Here is a 22,514-nt window from a genome sequence, read left to right as displayed (position 1 = left end):
CGACCAGCGACGAGCATCGACCTCGGATATATCCCCACCCATGAACGGTCCAACGAGTGAACCCAACAACCGTCACGGTAAGCACCGTTGCAGTACTAGGATGCGGCGCGGAACGGCCCCGCCCTGCGCGGTGGCCTCTCCGGCCGCGTTGAGGGACGCGGCGAGCGTGATGGCGCACGGCCCCGGCCTGCGTCTGCCCGGCACGACCGAGAGCACCTCCCGGTGCCGTCCGGGCGGACATACCCGCCGGTGGTCTCCCACGCCCGCGAACCCCTCCCCGGAGAGCCTCCATGGCCACCCCTTCCGAGCTCACCACCCACCAGGCGCAGCCCGCGGCGCCGGCTGCCTCCCTGCCCGGCCACGCCGCCGCCCCCGGACAACCACCCCCTCGCGTCGTACCCCGCCGACACCCCGGTCGCCGCCTGGCAGCCGCCGCGGCGCTCTCCGTCCTCGCCCTGGTGCTGCTCTCGGTCGTCCGCAACGACGCCTTCCAGTGGGACGTGGTGGGCCGTTACCTGACCACCGGCGCAGTGCTCCAGGGACTGTGGCTGACACTGTGGCTGACCGCGGTGGTGACGGCCCTCGGCTTCCTGCTGGGCATCCCCCTCGCAGTCGCACGTCTGTCCGGCAACCTCGTGCTGCGTACGCTGAGTTGGGGCTACGTATGGATCTTCCGGTCCACCCCGCTCCTGGTCCAGCTGCTGTTCTGGTTCAACATCGGGGCGCTCTACCCCACGCTCGGGATCGGCATCCCCTACGGTCCCCAGCTCGTCGCCGTCAAGACGGTGAACCTGCTCGGCCCCACCCTCACCGCCGTCATCGGCCTCACCCTGCACGAGGCCGCCTACGCCGCGGAGGTGGTGCGCGGCGGCATCCTCGCGGTGGACCCGGGACAGGCCGAAGCGGCCCAGGCGCTCGGCCTCGGCAGGCGGCGCACCCTGCTGCGTATCGTCGTGCCGCAGGCGATGCGCTCAATCGTCCCGGCCGCGGGGAACATGCTGATCGGCACCCTCAAGGGCACCAGCATCGTGAGCGTACTGGCCGTGCACGACCTGCTGTTCTCCGTACAGCTCGTCTACAACCGCACCTACCAGGTCATCCCCCTGCTGCTGGTCGCCACCCTCTGGTACGTCACCGTCACCACCGTGCTCGGCGTGGGCCAGTTCCACCTCGAGCGGTACTACGCGCGCGGCGCCGCCCAAAGCCTGCCGCCCACCCCGTCACAGCGGTTGCGCCTGCGGCTTGCCACCCTCCGGGCCAGGCTGTACACGGCCACCGCGGCCGACGCCCCGGCCCGGCCCGGCGGTGACCGGTGAGCGCCCCGGAGCCCGCCGTCCTCGTCCTCGTCGGGGCCGGCCCCCGCGCCACCGGCCTGCTGGAACGCATCGCGGCCAACGCGCCCGAACTCTGGGACGGCGGACGGGCACTGGCCATCCACCTGGTGGACCCCCACCCGCCGGGGCCGGGGCGGATCTGGCGCCGCGACCAGTCGCCGCTGCTGCGCATGAACTCCATGGCCGAGGACGTCACCATGTTCACCGACGCCTCCTCGACGATCGAGGGGCCGGTGCGCCCCGGGCCCTCGATGGCCCGGTGGGCCGCCCAGTTCGCCGGACGCGTCCCCCGCCAGGAGCCCTACCGCCTGCCCGAGGACCCCGCCGTCCTCGCCGAACTGCGCACCCTGGGCCCCCACGACTTCCCCACCCGCCGAGCCCAGAACGCCTACCTGGACTGGGTGTTCCGGCGGGCGCTCGCGGAACTCCCGCCGTCGGTCACCGTGAAGTGGCACCGCACCACCGCGACCGCCCTGACCGGTCCGCCACACGGCCGGCAGCGGGTCCACCTCGCCGACCGCGACACCCCGCTCGACGCCGACCTGGTGGTCCTCGCGCAGGGCCACACGGGCTCGACGCCCTCCGCGGAGCACCTCGCGCACGCCGACTTCGCCCGCCGGCACGGCCGCTTCCACCTGCCGCCGGAGTTCTCCGCGGAGGCCGACCTGTCCGGACTGCGCCCGGGCGAGCACGTGCTCCTGCGCGGCTTCGGGCTGGCCTTCGTCGACCTCACGGTCCTGCTCACCGAGGGGCGCGGCGGCACCTACCGCACCGAGGCCGACGGCACCCTCACCTACCTGCCCTCCGGCCGGGAACCCGTCCTCCACGTCGGTTCGCGGCGCGGCGTGCCCTACCACTCCAAGACCCGCTACCGGCTGCAGGGGCCCCGGCCGCCGCTGCCCCGGCACTTCGGCCCGGAGGCGGTGGACGCGCTGGTCGCCGCCGGACGCCCCCTGGAGCTGCGGCGCGACGTGTGGCCCCTCATGGCCAAGGAGATCGGGTTTGGCCACTACCACGAGCTCTTCCACGCCCACCCGGAGCGGACCGCCCTGTCGTGGGCGGACTTCACCGACGCCTACGACCGGCTGGACTGGTACTCCCCGGCCATGGCCGGCCTCCTCGGTGCGGCGGTGCCGGACCCGGCCGACCGGCTGGACTTCGAGGCCCTGGACCGCCCGCTGGACGGCCTCACCTTCGCCACGCCCGGCGCCTTCCAGGACCACCTGCGCGCGTACCTGGCCTCCGACGTCGCCCGCCGCGAGGACCCCGCGCACAGCGCCGACCTGGGCGCGTTCCTGGCCCTGCTCTCCGTCCACGGCCAGCTGCCGCGGCTGCTCGCCGCCGGGCTGCTGACGGCGCGGTCGGCGGCCGAGGAGGTCGACGGCTGGTGGCGCGGCCTCTTCAACCTCCTGGCCTCGGGCCCGCCGGGGTTCCGGCTGCGGGAACTGCTCGCCCTCTCCCGGGCGGGCGTCGTCCACTTCGCGGGCGCCGACCTGGTGGTGGGCACCGACGAGGACTCCGGGACGTTCACCGCGAGCAGCCCCACGGTCCCCGGGCGCACCGTCCACGCCACCGCCCTGGTCGAGGCGTACCTGCCGGGACCGAACCTGGAGCGCACCCGCGACCCGCTGCTGGGGTGGCTGCACCGCGCCGGCGCCCTCACCGAGGAGGTCCTCAGCGACCCCGGCCACACCCACCGCACCGGCCGGGTCACCGTCGCCGCACCCGGCGGCCATCTGCTGGACCCCGGGCTCGGCCGACCGCACCCCCGGCGCATCGCGCTGGGCGCGCCCACCACCAGCAGGGCCCTGGCCGCCTTCGCCCGCCCGCACACCGACGCACCGGCCTTCCGGGAGAACGACGCGGTGGCCCGTGCGGTGCTCACGACGCTGAACAGGGGGAGCACCCCGACCGGGCAGACGCCCCGGAGGGAGCGGCTGGGGGCGCGGTGAGCCGCGGGCGCCGGCGGACCGGATGGAGAGCCGTGCCCGCCGGTGCCCGCGGTCGAGGTCAGGGTGAGACCTCCTCCAGCCGCCGGCCGGCGGTCTCCACCGCCCCGAAGGAGGCGAGCGCACCGACGAGGGAGACGGCGGCCAGCAGCACGAAGACGACCGGCAGCCGCCCGTCCGCATAGACCACGCCGACCAGGATCGGGCCGAGGACGACCCCGAGCCGGTTCAGCGAGCCGCCGACGCTGCTGCCGAGGGCGCGCATCCGGGTGGGGAAGAGCTCGGGGGTGTAGAGGTACAGGCAGATGTTGGCGCCGAAGAAGCAGACCGCGGCCAGCGAGGTCCACACCAGGACCTGCACCGGGCTCGACGCGCCGAGCGCCGAGAGGACCAGCAGCATCACCGTGCACCCGCCCAGCCCGACGGCGACGGTGCGGCGCCGCCCGACGCGGTCCACGGCGAGAGCCACCACCAGGCAGCCGAGCAGGCCCGCGCAGGAGGTCACGGTGGAGTAGCGCAGCGATGCGGACAGGTCCAGGTGGTAGCGGTTCTGGTAGATCGTCGGGAGCCAGGAGGAGATGCCGTAGTTGACGAAGTAGCCGGTGAACCAGAGCAGACCGACCACCAGGGTCCGCCTGCGGTAGCGGCCGGTGAACAGGCCGCGCAGACCGCTGGTGCGGGCGGCCTCCGGCAGTACCGGCAGCGCCTCGGGGACCGGCGGCAGCGCCTGCCCGGTGACCCGCTCCACCTCGGTCTCGATCCGGTCCATCACCGCGGCGGCCTCGGCGGCCCGCCCGTGGTCGGCCAGCCAGCGCGGCGACTCGGGGACCTTGGCCCGCACGAGCAGGCACAGCAGTCCGGGCAGCGCGGCGATCCCGTACATCCAGCGCCAGCCGAGCGCCGGGACGACCCAGGCGGCCACCAGGGCACCGACGGTCAGACCGGCGGGGAAGACCAGTTCGTAGAGGAGGACGAACCGGCCCCGCCGGTGGGAGCGGGTGATCTCGGCGATGAAGGTCGCCGCGACCGGCACCTCACCGCCGATCGCCAGTCCCTGCACCACCCGCAGCACGGAGAAGACCCCGGGGCCGGGGGAGAAGGCGAGGAAGAGGCCGGCGACGCCGGAGACCGCGATGCACCAGGTGATCACCCGCACCCGGCCCACCCGGTCGGCCAGGCGTCCCGAGAGGAGCGCGCCCACCAGCATGCCCAGTGAGCCGACGGTGAGCACCCAGGTGGAACCGGCCGTGGTCAGCCCCCACTCGGCGCGCAGGCCGGGCATGGCGTAGGCGATGAGCAGCTGGTCGAAGGCCTCGAAGAAGGTGACCACCCCCACGATCAGGCGGACGGTGACGTGCCACCGGCACAGCGGCAGGCGTTCGAAGCGGGCGGCGATCTCCGCCCGGACGGTGTGGTCGGGGGGTGCGTCGATGGTCATGGGGCCTCCGGCTCCGCGGCGTCGGCGGAGCGGTCGGGCCGTGCGGGGCACGGCGGGGCTGCCGGACCGGGCCTGTCCGGTGGTCCGCGGCACAACCCCCGGCGTCCGAACCGGAGCCTGTCGTGACCGGGTCGTGCCGCGGGGGCGGAGCGTCGCTGCTTCCCGGGAGCGCCGCCGTACCCGGTGGCTGCGCCGGGCGGCGCGGCGTGGTGAAGCAGACGTCTCGCACCCGGCACGCCCCGACGCTGCGGGCCGCCCGGGCACCACACCTCTCTGTCTCGGGAAACAGGTCTTGGGTAAGTGCCAAACCTCTTAGGGCTCAACTTGTATCCCGTAGGTGCGGGTGAACGTCAAGGGTCGGAACGGCGAATTTACGTGGCAGTCCACCCCTTGCCAGAAAATACTTAAGCCCTTAGATTTCCAGTGCTTACCCAAGCGGTGCGGTGAAAGCCGCCCTTCCCGGAGGCAGTTGATGACGGACATCCCCTCGGACGAGATCCTGGTGGCGGGCCGGTGGCGGCGCGGCGCCGGCGCCCCGTTCGACACCGTGGACCCGGCGACCGGCCGGTGCCTGGCCACCGTGCACGCGGCCGATACCGCCGACGTCGCCGAGGCGGCCGAGGCCGGCGCCGCCGCGGCGCGCGAGCCCGCCTGGCGCGACCTGCACCCCCACCAGCGGGCCAGGCTGCTGCACCGCATCGCGGACCTGGTGGAGGAGGCCGCGGCCGACCTGGCCGCCCTGCAGACCGCCGACACCGGCAAGACCCTCACCGAGACCAAGGCCCTGGCGCTCAGCGCCGCCGGCACCTTCCGCTACACCGCCGCCGCCCTGGAGACCGCGGAGGAGGCGATCACCCCGTCCCGCGGCGACTACGTCACCATGAGCGTGTACGAGCCGATCGGCGTCGTCGGCGCGATCAACCCGTGGAACTCGCCCGTGGCCAGCGACGCGCAGAAGATCGCCCCCGCCCTGGCCGGCGGGAACGCCGTCCTCCTCAAGCCCGCCGAGTGGACACCGCTGGTCTCCCTCGCCCTGGGCCGCCTCATCACCCGCGCACTGGCCGAACTGCGGCTGCCCACCGCGCTGCTCTCCGTCCTGCCGGGCCCGGGCGCGGTGGTGGGCGACGCCCTGGTGCGCCACCCGCTCGTCGGCCGGATCGCCTTCACCGGCGGCACCACCACCGGACGGGCCATCGCCGCGGTGGCCGCGGAGCGGATCGTCCCCGTGTCGCTGGAACTCGGCGGCAAGTCGCCGACCGTCGTGCGCGCCGACGCCGACGTGGAGCAGGCCCTGGCCGGGGTGATGTTCGGCGTCTTCAGCTCCAGCGGCCAGTCCTGCATCGCCGGCTCCCGCCTCTTCGTCGAACAGCCCCTCTACGACGACTTCCTGGCCGAACTCACCCGCCGCACCGCCGCGTTGCGCGTCGGACCGGGGACCGACCCCGCCACCCAGGTGGCCCCCCTGGTCCACCACCGCCACCGGGACGCCGTCGCCGCCCACGTCGAGCGGGCCCGGCAGGAGGGCGGCCGCATCCGCTGCGGCGGAGCCGTGCCCGAGGACGAGGCCCACCGGTCCGGCGCCTACTACCTGCCGACCGTCATCGACGGACTGCCGCCCACCGCCCGGGCCTGCCAGGACGAGATCTTCGGGCCGGTACTCGTCGCCCTTCCCTTCACCGACGAGGACGACCTGGTGCGCCAGGCCAACGACACCGTCTACGGGCTCGCCTGCGGCATCTGGACCCGCGACCACCGGGCCGCCTGGCGCCTGGCACACCGCATCGAAGCAGGCACCGTCTGGATCAACACCTACAAGCAGTTCTCCGCCTCCACCCCCTTCGGCGGGACGAAGGACAGCGGCCTGGGCCGCGAGAAGGGCCGCGACGCCATCCGCTCCTACCAACGGCAGAAGTCCCTGTACTGGGGGACCACCGACGCCCCCCTGCCCTGGGCCGGCTGACCCGCCCCGCCGCTCCACCGCACCCGCACCACCACAGGAGCCCGTATGACACCCTCGCCCCCCGTCGCCCGGTTGCGCGCCCTGCGCTCGGTCGAACTGCTCACCCCCACCCACACCGAGGCCACCGACTTCTACTCCCAGGTCTGGGGCCTGGAGGTCGTCGAGTCCGAGACCGGCGCGAGCTGGCTGCGCGGCACCGGCGAGGAGCACCACGCCCTCCAGCTCACCCGGGCCGACCGGGTCGGACTCGGCCGCCTCTCCTTCGCCGTCGCCACCCCCGCCGAGGTGGACGAGGCCGCCCGCCGCCTGCTGGCCCGCGGCATCGTGCCCGTCACCGGCCCCGGACCGCTGGACCAGGTCGGCGGCGGCTACGGGCTGCGGTTCACCGACCCCGAACACCGCCTGGTCGAACTCTCCGCCCAGACCTGGGCCGTCGCCCCCCGCTCCCGCGAGGCGGCCGTCCCCACCGGCGTGACCCACGTGGTCCTCAACACCGCCGACATCGACGCCGCGGTCGCCTTCTACACCGACGTCCTGGGCCTGCGCGTCTCGGACTGGTCCGAGCACCAGATGGCGTTCCTGCGCTGCAACAGCGACCACCACTGCGTCGCCTTCAACCAGGCCGAGTGGGCCTCGCTCAACCACGTCGCCTACGAGATGACCTCGGTGGACCACTTCATGCGGGGCCTGGGCCGGCTGCGCCACCACGGCGTGGTGCCCAAGTGGGGCCCCGGCCGCCACGGCCCCGGCGACAACACCTTCTCCTACTTCACCGACCCCACCGGCCTGGTCTGCGAGTACACCTCCGAGGTCGCCCAGATCGTCGAGGACGCCTGGATCGCCAGGGTCTGGCGCCGCACCCCCGAACTCTCCGACCTGTGGGGCACCGCCGGCGCGCCCTCCGCCGAGATCCGCCGCCACATGGCGGGCAGCCCCGACCCCGGCCCGCTCGCCCCCACCACACCGCAGACACTCACCGAAGGAGCACCGGCATGAGCGCCGCACGCCGCGTGGGACTCGTCGGCTGGGGCGCCATCGGCCGCGTCGTCGGCACCGCACTGGCCGCCGGCGAGATCCCCGGCGCCACCCTGCACCGCGTCGTCGACAACCGCCCCCTGGGCGACCTGCCCGCCCCCCAGTCCACCTTCGAGGACGCCGTGGCCGACTGCGACCTGATCGTGGAGGCCGCAGGGCAGAGCGTCGTCCGCGAGTGGGGCGCCCGCGTCCTGCGCGCCGGAACCGACCTGCTGGTGGCCTCCACCGGCGCGCTGACCGACGAGGACCTCACCAAGGAACTCCTGACCACCGGACCCGGCCGGGTCTACTTCACCGGTGGCGCCGTCGGCGGCCTCGACCTCCTCCAGGCGGCCCGCCGCATGGGAGAGCTGCACCACGTGGAGCTGACCACCACCAAACTCCCCTCCACCCTCGAACAGCCGTGGATGGACGCCGAGTTGCTGCACCGGATGCGGACCGCCGACGGACCGGTGGAGGTGCTGCGCGGCACCGCCCGCGACATCCCGGTGAAGTTCCCCAAGTCCACCAACGTCGCCGCCTCCGTGGCCCTGGCCGTCGGCGACCTCGACGCCGTCCGCGTCACCGTGGTCGCCGACCCCGCCGCCACCCACACCCGCCACGTCATCGAGGCCGCCGGCACCCACGGCAGCTACCGCTTCGAGGTCTGCCACCTGCCCGACCCCGTCAACCCGGCCACCAGCCAGGTCGTCCCGCACGCCGTGCTCCGCTCCCTCGGGGCACTCGCCGGCCGCAGCGGAGCGATCCTGTGACGGCCGTCGCCACCGCGCCCGCCTACGACCCGGCGGGCCTCCACCTGACCGAGGCGGGGGAGAGCGGACCGCTGCTGCTCTGCCTGCACGGCATCGGCTCCTCCTCCGCCGCCTTCGCCCCGCAGCTCGACGCCCTGTCCGGCCACGCCCGGGTGGTCGCCTGGGACGCCCCCGGCTACGGCCGGTCCGCGGACCCCGCGGCGCCCCTCACCCTCGACGACTTCGCCGACACCGCCGCCGCGCTCATCCGCGACCGCGGGGGAGTGGCACACCTGCTCGGCGTCTCCTGGGGCGGCGTCATCGCCCTGCGGCTGGCAGCCCGCCACCCCGACCTGGTGGCCTCCCTGGTCGTCGCCGACTCCAGCCCCGGTTCCGGCACCGACCCGCAGCGCGCCGAGGCCATGCGCAGCCGCCCCGCCGAACTCGCCCGCCTGGGCGCCGCCGAGTTCGCAGCCACCCGCGGCCCACGGCTCCTCTCCCCGCACGCCCCACCGGAACTGGTCGAACGGGTCACCGCCACCATGGCCGACGCGATCCGGCTGCCCGGCTACGCGCATGCCGCCGAGGCCATGGCCGCCGCCGACCTGCGCCCCGAACTCGCCTCGATCACCGCCCCCGCCCTCGTCCTGTGCGGCGAGGAGGACCGGGTCACCGGCGTCGAGGCGTCACAGACCCTGGCCGGCGGCCTGCCCCGCTGCGCGTACGTCGTCCTGCGCGGCGCCGGACACCTCGCCAACCAGGAACAGCCCGGGCACTTCAACGCCTGGGTCCTCTCCCACCTGCAGATCTGCGCCGCCGTCCCCGCCGGCGCCTGAACCCGCACGAAGGAAGACACCATGCCGATCACCACCACCGAGTACGACAACGGCGGCGACCTCGCCCGCTACACCGACTCCCTCATCGCCTCCCGCGACTCCCGCAAGCCGGACTGGGACACCCTCGCCTTCCAGGCCAAGGCAGGCGACCAGTACCGCCGCGCCCAGATCCGCTACGTCGGCTCCGGCGCCACCGGCAACCACGAGGGCGACGACCGCATCCTGCCCTCCGGCGGCTTCACCTTCTCCAACATGCTGCTCCCGCCCGGCGCCGAGGGCCCCGAGCACACCCACCACGACGTCGAGGAGGCCTTCTTCGTCCTGGAGGGCCAGGTCCGCGTCGGCATCCACCGCGGCGCCGACGAGGCCGAGTACCGCACCCTCGGCTACCGCGACATGATCGTGGTGCCGGCCGGAGTGGCCCGCTCCCTGAAGAACGAGGGTGACGTCGACGCGCTGTTCTGCGTCGTCATCGGCACCCAGAAGCCGCAGGTCCCGACCTACCCCGAGCACTCGCCGATGCACGGCGTCACCCGCGACTGATGCGCACCGTCGTCATCACCGGCGCGGGCCGTGGCCTGGGAGCGGCCATGGCCCACCGGGCCGCGGCCGACGGCTACCGCGTAGTGGTCGCCGAACTCGCCGCACACCTGGGCGAGGCCACCGCCGCCGCCCTGCGCGACGCCGGACACCAGGCGCACTTCGTCCCCTGCGACGTCGCCGACCCGGCGTCCGTGGAGGAGATGGCGACGCGGGTGGCCGGTCTCGGTCCGCTCCACGCCCTGGTCAACAACGCGGCGCTGGCCAACGGGGTGGGCGGCGCGGAGTTCCAGGACATCGAGGTCGAGGCGTGGGACCGGCTGATGGCCGTCAACGCCCGCGGCCCGTGGCTGGTCTCCCGCGCCCTCCTCCCGCAGCTCCTCGCCCACGGCGAAGGCGGCCGGATCGTCAACATCGCCTCCGACGCCGCCCTCTACGGCTCCCCGCGCCTCGCGCACTACATCGCTTCCAAGGGCGCCGTCGTCGCCCTGACCCGGGCCATGGCGCGCGAGCTGGGCGACAAGGGCGTCACCGTCAACGCCGTCGCACCCGGCCTCACCGAGGTCGAGGCCACCGAGGCCGTACCGGCCGAGCGGCACGCCCTCTACGCGGCTGGGCGGGCCATCTCCCGGCCCCAGCAACCCGAGGACCTCACCGGCCTCGTCGCCTACCTGCTCGGCGAGGAGTCCCGCTACCTCACCGGCCAAGTCATCGCCGTCAACGGCGGCTTCACCATGCACTGACCCGACCGGAGCAGCGAGGGGCAGCACATCTGCGCGCCCCTCGCCCCGGCCGGGCGACGAAAGGAAACCCGATGGATCTGGGCCTCGCGGACCGCACCGTGCTGGTCACCGGCGGCAGTTCGGGCGTCGGCCTGGCGACGGTCCGCACCCTGCTGGCCGAGGGCGCGCGGGTGGCCACCTGCGGCCGCGACGCCGACCGCCTCGCCGAGGCCGCCGCCACCCTCGGCGCCGGTCAGGACCGGTTGCTGACCGGGGTGTGCGACGTGCGCGAGGCGGACGCGGTCCAGCGGTTCACCGACCGGGTGGCGACGGCGTTCGGCGGTGTGGACGGCCTCGTCAACAACGCCGGCCAGTCCCGCATGAAACGCCTGGACGAGACCGGAGCCGAGGACTGGCGCGACGAACTGGAGCTGAAGTTCGCCGGCGTGCTCCACCCCCTGCAGGCCTGCCGCCCCCACCTGCGTGCCTCCGACGCCGCCTCCGTCGTCAACGTCAACGCCGTCCTCGCCAAGCAACCCGAGCCCCGCCTCATCACCACCAGCGCCGCCCGCGCCGGCATCCTCAACCTCTCCAAGTCCCTCGCCACCGAACTGGCCCCGGAGGGCATCCGGATCAACTCCGTCTGCCTGGGCCTGATCGACACCGGCCAGTGGACCAGGCGCCACGCCGCCGCCGACACCGGCCTGACCTACGAGCAGTGGCAGTCCCGCCTCGCCGCCGACCGCGGCGTGGCACTGGGCAGGCTGGGCCGCGCCGAGGAGGTCGCCTACGCCGTGGTGTCCCTGCTCTCCCCCCGCGCCTCCTACATCACCGGCACCAGCATCGACGTCTGCGGCGGCGTGAGCCGCGGCATCCTGTGAGGAGTCACCCCGTGACCAGCAAGCGGTACGCCGACGGCGGCGAACTCCTCGTCGCCGTCCTGTGCGAACTCGGCATCGACACCGTCTTCGGCATCGTCTCCGTGCACAACCTGCCCCTGGTCGAGGCAGTCGACCGCCACCTGCGGTTCGTCCCCGTACGCCACGAGGCGACCGCCGTCACCGCCGCCGACGCCTACGGCCGGGCCCGCGGAACCCTTGGCTGCGCCCTGACCTCCACCGGCACCGGCGCGGGCAACGCCGCCGGCTCCCTGGTGGAGGCGTTGAGCGCCGGCACCTCCGTGCTCCACGTCACCGGCCAGATCGAGTCGGCGCTGCTGGGCGGCGGCCGCGGCTACATCCACGAGACCAAGGACCAGCTCGGCATGCTGGCCGCCGTCTCCCACCACGCCGCCACCGTCACCTCCGCCACCGAGGCCGGCCGTGTCCTGCGCACCGCCGCCCGCGCCGCCCTCGCCACCCCCGGCGGCCCGGCCAGCGTCGAATGGCCCGTCGACCTCCAGTACGCGGCCCAGGAGGACACCCCCGCCCCGGCGGCGGCAGACCCCGCGCCCACCCTCGAGCCGGAGCAACTCGCGGCCGCGGCGGACCTGCTGGCCGGCGCCCGGCGCCCCCTGGTGTGGGCCGGCGGTGGCGCGGCCCGGGCCGGCGACCGGCTCACCACACTGCTGGAGCGCACCGGCGCCGGCCTGCTCACCTCCAACTCCGGGCGCGGCGCCGTCCCCGAGGACCACCCGCAGGTCATCGGCAACTTCGCCACCACCCCCGCGGGCCGCTCGCTCCTCGCCGACGCCGACGTCCTGCTGAGCATCGGCACCCACTTCCGCTCCAACGAGACCGCCGACTACTCCCTGCAACTCCCCGCCGCCCACATCCAGATCGACGCCGACGCGGCGGCACTGGGCCGCGCCTACCCCGCCGGCCACCCGCTGCACGGGGAGGCCGACGCCGTCCTCGCGGCGCTCACCCCCGCCACCGGCACCACCGCCACCGAGGCGGGCTGGCGGCAGCGGATCACCACCGCGCGCCAGGAAGTGCGCCGCACACTGACGGAGAACATCGGCCCGCAAGCAGCCCTCTGCCAGGCGATCCGGGAGGCCCTGCCGCGCCGGGCCGTGATCGCCCGCGACGTCACCATCGCCTCCTCCAGCTGGGGCAACCGGCTGCTGGAGATCTACGACCCCCGCGACAACGTCTTCCCCCGCGGCGGCGGCATCGGCCAGGGCCTCGGCATGGGCATCGGTGCCGCCCTCGCCCGCCCCGGCGAACCCGTCGTGGTGATCGCCGGCGACGGTGGCCTCGCCGTCCACCTCGGCGAACTCCTCACCCTCGCCCAGGAACGGCCCCGCCTGACCCTCCTGGTCTTCAACGACGGCGGCTACGGCGTGCTGCGCAACATGCAGGACCGCTACAGCGCCCGCCGCTCCGGCGTCGACCTCGCCACCCCCGACTTCGCCCTGCTGGCCCGCGCCTGCGGCCTGCCGCACGCGCGGATCGCCGCCCCCGAGGACGCCGCCGCGGTGATCGGCGAGGCCGTCGCCGGTGACGGACCCACCCTGGTGGAGGTCGACCTCCAGGCCCTCGGCCCGATGAAGAACCCCTTCACCCCGCCCGTCAAGATCCCCACCGCGTAGAGGAGGCCGACCGGTGCCCACCCCCGACGAAAACGAACTCGACCTGCTGGTGAGGCGGATGACCTGGGAGGCCGAGGGCGTCCTCGCACTCGACCTGGTCCACCCCGAGGGTAAGCCGCTGCCCGGATGGGCGCCCGGCGCCCATCTCGACGTGCACGTCGGCGGCCGCGTCCGCCAGTACTCGCTGTGCGGCGACCCGCACGACACCGGCGGCTACCGCGTCGCCGTCCTCGACGAACCGGCCTCCCGCGGCGGCTCACGCTACGTCCACACCACCCTGCGCCCGGGCCAGACCGTCCACGTCACCGGACCCCGCAACCACTTCGCGCTGGAGGACGCCGACTCCTACGTCTTCCTCGCCGGCGGCATCGGCATCACCCCGATCCTCGCCATGGCCCGCGAAGCCGCCCGCACCGGCAAGCCCTACTCCCTCGTCCACGGCGGACGCAGCCGCGCCTCCATGGCCTTCGGCGCCGAACTCACCGCGCTCCAGGGCGGTTCGGTGCAGCTGTGGCCGCAGGACGAGCACGGCCACATCGACCTCGCCGCGGCCCTGGCCGGCCTGAGCCCCGGCACCCTGGTCTACTGCTGCGGCCCGGAACCGCTGCTGACCGCCGTGGCCGAGCTGTGTCCCGCCGCCCAGTTGCGCATCGAGCGGTTCACCGCCCCCACCACCCCGGCGCCGGACGGCACCGACACCGCCTTCGAGGTGGAGTGCCGCACCTCCGGCGTCCGCGTCACCGTGGACGCCGGGACCTCGGTGCTCGACGCGGTCGCGGACGCCGGTGTGTCCGTGCCCAGCTCCTGCCGGGAGGGCATCTGCGGCACCTGCGAGACGCGGGTGCTGGCCGGCACGCCCGACCACCGCGACTTCCTGCTCAGCGACGCCGAGCAGGAGGCCGGCGACACCATGATGATCTGCGTCTCACGGTGCGCCGCCGGCCCCCTGGTCCTCGACCTCTGACCCACCCGGCCGGCCTCCCGGCCGCCCGCGCAGGCCTCCGCCGCGCGGGTGCGCTCGGCCCTGGCCGGCCCCCCAGACCCCGTCCGCCCTCGCACCCGGAGGCACCCGTGTCCACACCTGCCGACTGGCCCCACCTGGACCCGCACCAGACCCGCACCGCCGAGCCGACCCCCTACGAGCTGCGGCTGGCCCGCACGCTGGAGGAGATCTTCCGCGAGGACGGGCACGAACTGACCGACGTCGTCACCGGGCTCAACGCCCGTCAACTCCGCACCCCTGACGGCGAACCGTGGACGGAGGAGTCCTTCCGCGCCGAGATGCACCGCCTGGGAGCCTGACCATGAACGCGACGATCTTCCACGACAACAGCGCCGACCACATCTACGCCACCGGACTGCGCAACCAGTGGCACCCCGTCGTCCCCTCCTCCACCGTGGCACCGGGAGCGATGCGGCGGGTCACCGCGCTCGGTGAGAACTGGCTGCTGATGCGGCGCGCCGACGGCACCCTCTCGATGCTCGCCGACCGCTGCCCGCACCGCGGCGCGCCGCTCTCGCTCGGCAAGCACCTGGGCGACCGCGTCTCCTGCTGGTACCACGGCGTGGAGGTGGCCGGCGACGGAACCGTGGTCTCCGTGCCCGGCCTGCCCGGCTGCAACCTGGAGGGCAAGCGGCTGGTGACCTCGCTGCCCGTCCGCGAGGTCGGCGGCGCGATCCTGGCCTACTTCGGCGACGAGGAGCACCCCGAGCCCGTCGAACTCACCCTGCCCGAGCCGCTCACCGATCCCGAGGTCTCCGCCCTGCTGTGCTACGCGGAGTGGAACGTGCCGTGGCGGTTCGCCATGGAGAACCTCCTGGACCCGATGCACGGCGCGTTCCTCCACCACGAGTCGCACACCATGTACGACGGCGACACCACCGCCAAGTTCCGCATCCGTGAGACCGAGCGCGGCTACTTCTTCGAGAAGACCGACCAGCGGGGCGTCAACTTCGACTGGGTCGAGCTGTGCCGCACCGGCGTGGACTGGGTCGACCTCTCCATTCCCTACCCGCCCTCCGCGGGCCCCGGCGGCCCGTTCGGCATCGTCGGCATGGCCTGCCCGGTCGACGCCGGCCGCACCGGCGTCTTCTTCTGGCGCTACCGCAAGGTCTCCGGCTGGCAGCGCGACACCTGGCACTTCCTCTACCGCACCCTCATCGAGGAACGCCACTGGGAGGTGCTGGAGCAGGACCGGGTGATGCTGGAGGCCATGCCCGCCGACGCCGACCAGGCGGAGAACCTCTACCAGCACGACCTGGGCGTCGTCCGGCTCCGCCGCCTGTACCGTGCGCAGGCCGAGGAGCAGGCCCGCTCCGCCGCCACGGACCGGCAGGCCGCCGGCGCGGCAGCCCGCAGGACCCGGGCAGCAGGGTGACCCGGAGCCGCTGGGCCGGGGTGCTGACCCTCCTGGTCGTCGTCCTCGTCAGCTACGTGGACCGCGTGAACGTCTCGGTGCTCGTCACCGACCACGCCTTCACCGACCACTTCGGCATCGGCGACGACCAGGTGGCGCAGGGCGCCCTCATGACGGCGTTCCTCGTCGGCTACGGCGTGGCGGCGCTCCTGCTCACGCCGGTGTACGAGTCGGTGCTCGGGGTGCGACGCGGCCTGCTGGTCAGCGTCGCCCTCTGGGCGCTCCTCACCCTGCTGTCCCCCTACGCGCTGGGGGCCGTGGTGCTGGTGCTGCTGCGGGCACTGCTGGGGGCCGCCGAGGGACCGCTGTTCTCCCTCAAGACGATGTACACCGCCGAGCACTTCCCGCCCGAGCGGGTCGGCACCCCGAACGCCGTGACCTCGATGGGTGTCTCGCTGGGTACCGCGGCCGGCATGCCGCTGGTCACCTACCTCGTCTACCGCTTCGACTGGCACGCCTCCTTCCTGCTGCTGGCGGCCCTCAACGCCGTGGTGGGCCTGCCGCTCGTCCTGCTCTTCGTCCGCGGCCGGCGGCGCGCTGCGAGGGCGGGGGGCGAGCCGTCGCGACCCGCCACGGCTGCGGCCCGGCCCGCGCGGGACACCTTGCGGCAGGCGCTGCGCACCCCGTACATCGGGTGGATCCTCGTGATCGAGGTGGCGACCCTGGCCTACCTGTGGGGCTCCACCGCCTGGCTGCCGTCCTACCTGCTGCACGCCCGCCACCTCTCGCTCGCCGCCATGGGCTGGGTCTCGGCGCTGCCCTTCCTGCTCTCGCTCGCCTCCGGGCTGCTCGGCGGCCGGCTCCTGGACCGGTTGCCGCCGCGGGCACTGCCGGTGCTGTTCGTCGTGGGGGCGGCCGGCACTGCCGGGTGCGTGATCCTCGCGGTCACCGCCTCCTCGACGGCACTGGCCGCCACCGGCCTGGTACTGGCCAACGGGTTCTGGGGCCTACAGGGACCGGCGATCCCGACGCTGGTGCAGCGCTGCGCGGCGCCGGGCGCGGTGGGCAGCGCCTACGGACTGGTCAACGGGGTGGGCAACCTCGTCTCGGCTTTCATGCCGACGGCCATGGGGGCGGTGATGGCAGCCCTGGGCGGCGGCACCGCGGGCGGATTCGCCGCGGGCTTCACCCTGCTGGCCGGAACGCAGCTGGTGACGCTGGTGTGCGGCGCCGGCCTCCTGGTGCGCTGGCGCCGCGCTCACTCCGTGCCCGGGGCGGGCTCCACCTCGGAAGCCAGGATCGATGCCTCCAACTTGGGCAACAGCCGGGCAAGTTGACGGCACTCGGCGGGGGAGAGGCCGCCGAGCATGTGGCGCTCGTTGGCCAGGTGCTCGGCGAACACCTCGTCGATCTTGGCGAGCCCGGCCCCGGTCAGTCGCGAGTAGACCACCCGCCGGTCCTCCGCGTCACGCTCGCGCACGATCAGCCCGTCCTTCTCCAGCCGGTCCACCCGCAAGGTGACGCCCGCGGAGGACACCAGACCGGAGTCGGCGAGCTGCCCGGCGGTGAGCCGGTACGGGGCTCCCGCCCGACGCAGCGCGGTGAGCACGTCGAACCCGGCGAGCGAGAGACCGTGGCGCTCCACCGAGGCCGTCAGCCGGCTGTTGTAGCGGATGAAGGTGCGGTGCAGCCGGGCGAGGACCTCCAACGGCGAGGTGTCCAACTCCGGTCGCTCGCGGGCCCAGGCCGCGATGATGGCCGTGACCGCGTCCGGCTCCGTCTCGGACCTCTTGCCCGCCATGCGCCCCTCCTCCCCTGCGGAACGCCACCGGCGCCCGCCACGTCCTCGACCCACATATCTTAGCCCTCAAGCAAGTCGCGTCGCGGACGGTGGCGGTGCCCTCGACCCGGCACGGCAGCAGGCCCCGGCCACCTCCTCGGTGCGCCCCGCCTCATCACGGTGCGTCTGCTGCCGTCCCGAACCCGTACGCGTGCCAGCGCTCGGTGACGCGGCGGCGCACCTCCTCGGGGTAGGAGGACCGGAACGAGGCCGTGACCCCGCGGGTGGTCCCCTCGAACTGCTCCGGCAGCAGGCAGCTCATGACGGACTTGCCGCCACGGCCGGTCCGCACCTCGTCCTCGGTGAGGTACGGCACCATGGGGATGCCCGGCGCCCGGGGGTAGTGGTACTCGCCCGTTCCGGGGTGGTACCGGGTGGCCATGGCCCACACCACCTGGTCGATGTCGGTGACGTCGATGTCGTCCGCCACCAGCACGACCTTGGGGACCAGCCAGCCGGTGTGGGAGCCGAAGAACACCTCGGCGACCGCATCGGCCAGCTCCCGCTCGCCCATACCGCTGCGCGCCAACCGCTCGATGTCGACCGCCACGACGATCCAGCAGGTGGCCGCCTCGTAGGAGCACCAGGCCATCGCGACCGGTAGGCCGCTGGAGCGCAGCAGGTCGAGGCTGACGGCCGAGATCATGGTGCCCCAGACGGTGTGGTTCTCCTCCGGCGGGAGGCCTGCCACGCAGACCGGGAGAATCGGGTCCGCGCGGTGGGTCACCGCCGCCACGTGGAAGACGGGCTGCTGCCTGCTCTCGGCGAAGGAGTAGCCGTGGTACTCGCCCATCGGGCCCTCCGCGGCGGTCTCGTCCGCACTGATGTGGCCTTCCAGGACAATCTCGGAGTTGGCCGGGACGTACAGGTCGTGGAGCTCGGTGCGCACCACTTCGACGGGACGGCCGGTGAGCGCTCCGACGTAGCCGCTCTCGTCCACCTCGGCGGGCAGCGGCATGCCGGCCGCGGCCAGCGCCGCGGGCGGCGCCCCGAGCACCATCGCCCACGGGGTGGGCAGCCCCTTCTCGCGCCACATGGCGTGGATCATCCCGAGGTGCTGCTGCGCCATGGCGGGCCCGACGAGGGTGGTCCGTCCGTGGAGCATCGTCCGGCTGACCGACCAGCTCGTCCACCGGCCGTCGGGGGAGCGCACCACGTGGAAGCCGTAGGTCCCCAAGTACCGGCCGCCGTCCTGCTGGTGGAGGAGCGGAACGGGGAAGCGCTCCAGGTCCACGGCGTCACCCGTGAGCACGATCTCCTTGCACGGGCCGGTCTCCACCACGCGGGGGGTGAGCGGCTCGGCGTGCATGGCGGAGATGAGCTTCTCCAGCAGACGCCGGGGCGTGGTGTCGCGCGCCAGCCCGAAGTGGGCCGCGAGCCTGCCGTAGGTCCCCGTCTCCGGCCTGCTCAGACCGGCCGGCGCCCCCAGGATGCGGAAGCCCGGCTCGCCCCCCGTGAGGTTGCCGAACAGGGGCGCGGGGCTCCGGGTCTCGTAGACGCGACGGGTGACCGCGCCCACCTCCAGGACGGGGTCCACCGGCTCCGATATTTCCACGGCGTCGCCGACCGCGAGCAGTTCCTCGACGAAGTCGCGGAAGTGGAGGGCGCTGCCGCGCTGGGTCATGACAGTTCCTTTCTGCGAGAGGGAGGGAGGGGTGTCCGCCCCGCCCGGTCGCCGCGCGGGGTGTCCGCCCCGCCCGGTCGCCGCGAGAAAAATGACGTACACGTCCTTACTCGTGGCCAGGGTATAGTACGTGTACGTCATTATTGGCAGGCGTGGCCGGGGTGCGAGAGGCGGTGAAAGCGTGTCGAAGCGGGAGGCGGGCGGCGATGGCCCGCTGGCGGCGATCGAAGGTGTGGGTCCGCTGGCCCGCAGGCTGAACCAGGCGCACACCAGGCTCTGGTACCAGCAGGTGCACCAGGACCTCACCGGTCCGCAGTTCACCGTGCTGAGCCTGCTGCACGCGCACGGCGCCATGGACCAGGGCACACTCGGCTCCCTGGCCCACCTGGACAAGTCGACCGCGGCGCCCCTGCTGGACCGGCTGCGCAGCCGGGGCCTCGTCGACCTCACCAAGGACGCCGCCGACCGGCGGCGGAAGCTGGTGACCATCACGGCGAGCGGGCGTGAGCTGGCCACCAGCCTGGCCCCCGCAGTCGTCTCCGTGAGCGAGCAGGTGCTGGCACCCCTCTCGCCCGAGGAGCAGGCGGAGTTCTTCCGGCTGCTGCGAAGGGTGGTCGGGGAGCGGTAGCGCCGCCGACGGAGAGGGCCGGCACACCCCTCGCCCGCCAACTCCGCGCAGTTGGCGCCCCATTCAGCACGCAGGTGTGTCAATGCCCGCCCAAGAGGTGTTGGACCCCCGGCCCGGCCTCTCACGAGGATGGCGGCGTGAACTCCTCCTCAGCTCCCCGCGCGGTCACCCTTCCCGGCGGCACCGCGGCCCCCGACGCCGGGCCGCGGGCCGGCCTCGGCCGACTCCTCGCCCCCTACCGGCGGATGTTCGCCGTCCCCGGCGCCCGCGCCCTGCTCGCCGCGAACCTGCCGGCCCGCCTCCCCTCGGGCATGACGAGCATCAGCGCGGTCGTGATGATCTCCACGGTCTACGGTTCCTACGCCCTGGCCGGCGCGGTCACCGCCGTCGGGCTGGCAGCCACCGCGATCGTGGGGCCCTGGACGGGACGGCTGGTCGACCGGTACGGGCAGGCCCGGGTGGCGCTGCCCGCGGCTGCGGCGGCCTGCCTGGGATCGCTGGCACTGGTCTGGTGCGTCGTCCGCCACGCCCCCGCCTGGACGCTGTTCGTGGCGTACGTCGCCACCGCCACCACCCCCAACGTGGGGGGCCTGACCCGGTCCCGCTGGGCACACCTGCTGCGAGGCGACCCGGCGGCGCTGCACACCGCCTACTCCTGGGAACAGGTCGTCGACGAGACGTGCTTCACCCTCGGACCGGTGCTCGCCGTGCTGCTGTGCACCACCGTCGACCCGGTGGCCGGCACCCTCACCGGTGCCCTCTCCACCCTCCTCGGGGTGGCACTGATCTGCGCCCAGCGACGCACCCAGCCCCCACCGGCCACCGTGGCCGCCTCCCGGGGCCGCTCGCCGCTGCGCATCCCCGGCATCCCCGTGCTGCTGGTGACCTACCTGTGCGCCGGCGTGGTGTTCGGCGCCATGGAGGTCTCCACGGTCGCCTTCGCCGGGGCCGAAGGGCACCCCTCGCTCGCCGGGGCCATGGTGGGCGCCCAGGCCCTCGGCTCGGGCACCGCCGGGCTGCTCTACGGGCTGCGGCCGGGGAAGGGGCCCACGGGCCGCCGGTTCGTGCGCTGCGTGTCGGCCATGGCCGGCCTGATGACCCTGCCGCTGCTCGCCTCCGCCGCGGGCCTCCCGGCGGTCTTCGCGTGCCTGCCCCTTGCCGGCGCGGCCACCGCCCCCGTCATGGTGAGCGGCATGCGCCTGCTGGAGTCGCGCACGCCCGCCGGCAGGCTCACCGAAGCGATGGCCTACACCGTGACCTGCCTGCTCGCCGGCATAGGGGCCGGCTCCGCGGCCGGCGGCCGGGTCGTGGCCCTCCTCACGCCGGCCGGCCCCCTGGGAGCGGCCTACCTGGTGCCCGCGGCGGCGGCCGGTCTGGCCGCGCTCGTCGCCGGGCTCGGAGCGCGCCGCGCCGGCCTGACGGGCCGGCGCGGAACAGACCCCGTCGGGCCGCCTACATGTTGATCATGTGGCCGGCCAGCCCGTGCACGGCCTCCTTGACGGCCTCGCCCAGGGTGGGGTGGGCGTGGACGTTGCGGGCGACCTCGTGGACGGTGAGGTCCCACTGCTGCGCGAGGGTGAGCTCCGGCAGCAGTTCGGTGACGTCCGGACCGATGAGGTGGGCGCCGAGGAACTCGCCGTACCGCTGGTCGCTGACGATCTTCACGAACCCGGTGGGCTCGCCGATGCCGTGCGCCTTGCCGTTGGCGGTGAAGGGGAACTTGGCCACCTTGACGTCGAACCCGGCGTCCCGGGCCTGCGCCTCGGTGTAGCCGAAGCTGGCGATCTGCGGCCGGCAGTACGTGGCCCGCGGCACCATCACCCAGTCGATCTCCATCGTCTCCGCACCCGCGATGGTCTCGGCCGCGATCACGCCCATGGACTCGGCTGCGTGCGCCAGCATCAGCTTGCCGGTCACGTCTCCGATGGCGTACAGGTGCGGGACGTTGGTGCGGCCGCGCGCGTCGGTCTCGATCGCGCCCCGCTCGGTCAGCCGCACGCCCGTCGTCTCCAGGCCGTAGCCCTCGGTGCGGGGGGCGAACCCGATCGCCTGGAGCACCTTGGCGGCCTCCAGCGTCTGTTCCTGCCCGGCGCGGGTCACGCGGACCTTCACCGGGCCGGACGGGTCGGTGTCGTCGATGGCCTCGACCCGGGTGGAGGTGAGCACCTCGATGCCCAACTTCTTGTACTGCCGGGCGAGTTCCTTGGACACCTCGGCGTCCTCGGTGGGCACCATACGGTCCAGGAACTCGACGACCGTCACCTTCACGCCGTAGTTGTGCAGGACGTAGGCGAACTCCACGCCGATGGCGCCCGCACCGGCGATGACGATGCTCTCCGGCAGTTCCCTGCTCAGGATCTGCTCCTCGTAGGTGACGACCCGGTCGCTGAGCCCCGTACCCGGCAGCAGACGCGTGGTGGCGCCGGCGGCGATGATGCAGTGGTCGAAGGTGAGGGTCCGGCTCCCGCCGTCGGCCAGGGCCACCCGGAGCGTGCGGTCGTCGGTGAACGTGCCGCGCCCGTCGACCTCGGTGATGCCGTTCTTGCGCATCAGGTAGTGCACACCGGCGACCCGGCCCTCGGCGACGGTGCGGCTGCGCTCGTGGGCGGGGCCGTAGTCGACGGTCACCGGTCCGGAGGTGCGGATGCCGAACGTCTCGGCCTCGTGGGTGAAGGTGTGGGCCAGCTCGGCGTTGCGCAACAGGGCCTTGGACGGGATGCAACCGACGTTGAGGCAGACACCGCCCCAGTACTTCTCCTCCACGACCGCCACGCTCAGCCCGAGTTGACGGCAGCGGACCGCCGCGGTGTACCCGCCCGGGCCGGCGCCCAGCACCACGACGTCGAAGTGGTCTGCCATGACTCTCCTCGCTTCTCGGTCCGCGGACGACCGCGTCCCACCGGATGCGCCCGAGGCGAGCATAGGGCCTCACCCGGCGGCAGCCCCGCCGTACGGCTCACGGCGGCACCGGGCGGCGGCCACCCACG

The 22,514-nt window shown here is 73.8% G+C and carries 20 protein-coding genes; 16 read left to right on the top strand and 4 right to left on the bottom strand.

Annotation, left to right across the window (positions count from 1 at the left end):
- Positions 1 to 290 precede the first annotated feature (290 nt).
- Both ACFV3R_RS23190 and ACFV3R_RS23185 read left to right on the top strand, forming a co-directional pair.
- Positions 291 to 1,316, top strand: a complete 1,026-nt coding sequence (locus ACFV3R_RS23190) for an amino acid ABC transporter permease (protein ID WP_385586254.1) — start codon at positions 291 to 293, stop codon at positions 1,314 to 1,316.
- Positions 1,313 to 3,286, top strand: a complete 1,974-nt coding sequence (locus tag ACFV3R_RS23185; RefSeq protein WP_385586251.1) for an FAD/NAD(P)-binding protein — start codon at positions 1,313 to 1,315, stop codon at positions 3,284 to 3,286. Before ACFV3R_RS23190 ends, ACFV3R_RS23185 begins: the two co-directional genes overlap by 4 nt.
- 58 nt (positions 3,287 to 3,344) lie before the next feature.
- On the opposite strand, the gene ACFV3R_RS23180 is transcribed toward ACFV3R_RS23185, so the two are convergent.
- The gene (locus ACFV3R_RS23180) at positions 3,345 to 4,721 is read right to left on the bottom strand and encodes an MFS transporter (protein ID WP_385586248.1); all 1,377 of its coding nucleotides are present in this window, start codon (positions 4,719 to 4,721) and stop codon (positions 3,345 to 3,347) included.
- A gap of 472 nt (positions 4,722 to 5,193) precedes the next feature.
- On the opposite strand from ACFV3R_RS23180, the gene ACFV3R_RS23175 reads away from it, so the two are divergent.
- The 12 genes from ACFV3R_RS23175 (at position 5,194) to ACFV3R_RS23120 (ending at position 16,772) form a co-directional block, all read left to right on the top strand.
- Positions 5,194 to 6,681 (top strand): aldehyde dehydrogenase family protein, encoded by a 1,488-nt coding sequence (locus tag ACFV3R_RS23175; RefSeq protein ID WP_385586245.1) that lies wholly within the window; start codon positions 5,194 to 5,196, stop codon positions 6,679 to 6,681.
- Positions 6,682 to 6,726: 45 nt separating this feature from the next.
- Positions 6,727 to 7,677 (top strand): VOC family protein, encoded by a 951-nt coding sequence (locus tag ACFV3R_RS23170; protein ID WP_385586242.1) that lies wholly within the window; start codon positions 6,727 to 6,729, stop codon positions 7,675 to 7,677.
- Positions 7,674 to 8,468, top strand: coding sequence for an aspartate dehydrogenase domain-containing protein (locus ACFV3R_RS23165; protein ID WP_385586239.1), 795 nt, complete (start codon positions 7,674 to 7,676; stop codon positions 8,466 to 8,468). Before ACFV3R_RS23170 ends, ACFV3R_RS23165 begins: the two co-directional genes overlap by 4 nt.
- Positions 8,465 to 9,283 carry an alpha/beta fold hydrolase gene (locus ACFV3R_RS23160; RefSeq protein ID WP_385586236.1) on the top strand — a complete coding sequence of 273 codons (819 nt, stop codon included), beginning with the start codon at positions 8,465 to 8,467 and terminating at the stop codon, positions 9,281 to 9,283. Before ACFV3R_RS23165 ends, ACFV3R_RS23160 begins: the two co-directional genes overlap by 4 nt.
- Before the next feature lie 21 nt (positions 9,284 to 9,304).
- The gene (locus tag ACFV3R_RS23155) at positions 9,305 to 9,826 is read left to right on the top strand and encodes a cupin domain-containing protein (RefSeq protein WP_385586233.1); all 522 of its coding nucleotides are present in this window, start codon (positions 9,305 to 9,307) and stop codon (positions 9,824 to 9,826) included.
- Positions 9,826 to 10,566: an SDR family oxidoreductase gene (locus tag ACFV3R_RS23150; protein WP_385586231.1), complete on the top strand. Its 741-nt coding sequence runs from the start codon at positions 9,826 to 9,828 to the stop codon at positions 10,564 to 10,566. The genes ACFV3R_RS23155 and ACFV3R_RS23150 overlap by 1 nt, the downstream gene beginning before the upstream one ends.
- A gap of 71 nt (positions 10,567 to 10,637) precedes the next feature.
- Positions 10,638 to 11,426: an SDR family oxidoreductase gene (locus ACFV3R_RS23145; RefSeq protein WP_385586228.1), complete on the top strand. Its 789-nt coding sequence runs from the start codon at positions 10,638 to 10,640 to the stop codon at positions 11,424 to 11,426.
- An 11-nt stretch (positions 11,427 to 11,437) separates the two neighbouring features.
- On the top strand, positions 11,438 to 13,078 hold the full coding sequence (locus ACFV3R_RS23140; protein ID WP_385586225.1) for a thiamine pyrophosphate-binding protein: 1,641 nt from the start codon (positions 11,438 to 11,440) through the stop codon (positions 13,076 to 13,078).
- Positions 13,079 to 13,136: 58 nt separating this feature from the next.
- Positions 13,137 to 14,042, top strand: coding sequence for a PDR/VanB family oxidoreductase (locus ACFV3R_RS23135; protein WP_385586263.1), 906 nt, complete (start codon positions 13,137 to 13,139; stop codon positions 14,040 to 14,042).
- A gap of 107 nt (positions 14,043 to 14,149) precedes the next feature.
- Complete coding sequence (locus ACFV3R_RS23130; RefSeq protein WP_385586222.1) at positions 14,150 to 14,380, top strand: recombinase-like helix-turn-helix domain-containing protein; 231 nt, start codon at positions 14,150 to 14,152, stop codon at positions 14,378 to 14,380.
- A gap of 2 nt (positions 14,381 to 14,382) precedes the next feature.
- Positions 14,383 to 15,456 carry a Rieske 2Fe-2S domain-containing protein gene (locus tag ACFV3R_RS23125; protein WP_385586219.1) on the top strand — a complete coding sequence of 358 codons (1,074 nt, stop codon included), beginning with the start codon at positions 14,383 to 14,385 and terminating at the stop codon, positions 15,454 to 15,456.
- Complete coding sequence (locus tag ACFV3R_RS23120; RefSeq protein ID WP_385586216.1) at positions 15,453 to 16,772, top strand: MFS transporter; 1,320 nt, start codon at positions 15,453 to 15,455, stop codon at positions 16,770 to 16,772. The genes ACFV3R_RS23125 and ACFV3R_RS23120 overlap by 4 nt, the downstream gene beginning before the upstream one ends.
- Here ACFV3R_RS23120 and ACFV3R_RS23115 read toward each other — a convergent pair.
- Together ACFV3R_RS23115 and ACFV3R_RS23110 are read right to left on the bottom strand one after the other, a co-directional pair.
- On the bottom strand, positions 16,694 to 17,236 hold the full coding sequence (locus ACFV3R_RS23115; protein WP_385586213.1) for a MarR family winged helix-turn-helix transcriptional regulator: 543 nt from the start codon (positions 17,234 to 17,236) through the stop codon (positions 16,694 to 16,696). The genes ACFV3R_RS23120 and ACFV3R_RS23115 overlap by 79 nt on opposite strands.
- 154 nt (positions 17,237 to 17,390) lie before the next feature.
- Positions 17,391 to 18,899, bottom strand: a complete 1,509-nt coding sequence (locus ACFV3R_RS23110) for a UbiD family decarboxylase (RefSeq protein WP_385586210.1) — start codon at positions 18,897 to 18,899, stop codon at positions 17,391 to 17,393.
- Positions 18,900 to 19,080: 181 nt separating this feature from the next.
- On the opposite strand from ACFV3R_RS23110, the gene ACFV3R_RS23105 reads away from it, so the two are divergent.
- Positions 19,081 to 19,527, top strand: a complete 447-nt coding sequence (locus tag ACFV3R_RS23105; RefSeq protein ID WP_385586207.1) for a MarR family winged helix-turn-helix transcriptional regulator — start codon at positions 19,081 to 19,083, stop codon at positions 19,525 to 19,527.
- 137 nt (positions 19,528 to 19,664) lie between these two features.
- Positions 19,665 to 20,990, top strand: a complete 1,326-nt coding sequence (locus tag ACFV3R_RS23100) for an MFS transporter (RefSeq protein ID WP_385586204.1) — start codon at positions 19,665 to 19,667, stop codon at positions 20,988 to 20,990.
- Here ACFV3R_RS23100 and lpdA read toward each other — a convergent pair.
- On the bottom strand, positions 20,980 to 22,386 hold the full coding sequence (lpdA, locus tag ACFV3R_RS23095; protein ID WP_385586200.1) for a dihydrolipoyl dehydrogenase: 1,407 nt from the start codon (positions 22,384 to 22,386) through the stop codon (positions 20,980 to 20,982). The two genes, ACFV3R_RS23100 and lpdA, sit on opposite strands and share 11 nt — an antisense overlap.
- Positions 22,387 to 22,514 lie beyond the last annotated feature (128 nt).

This window comes from Streptomyces sp. NPDC059740, assembly GCF_042733155.1.
Classification (GTDB): domain Bacteria; phylum Actinomycetota; class Actinomycetes; order Streptomycetales; family Streptomycetaceae; genus Streptomyces.
This window is presented reverse-complemented; position numbering and strand designations above follow the sequence as displayed.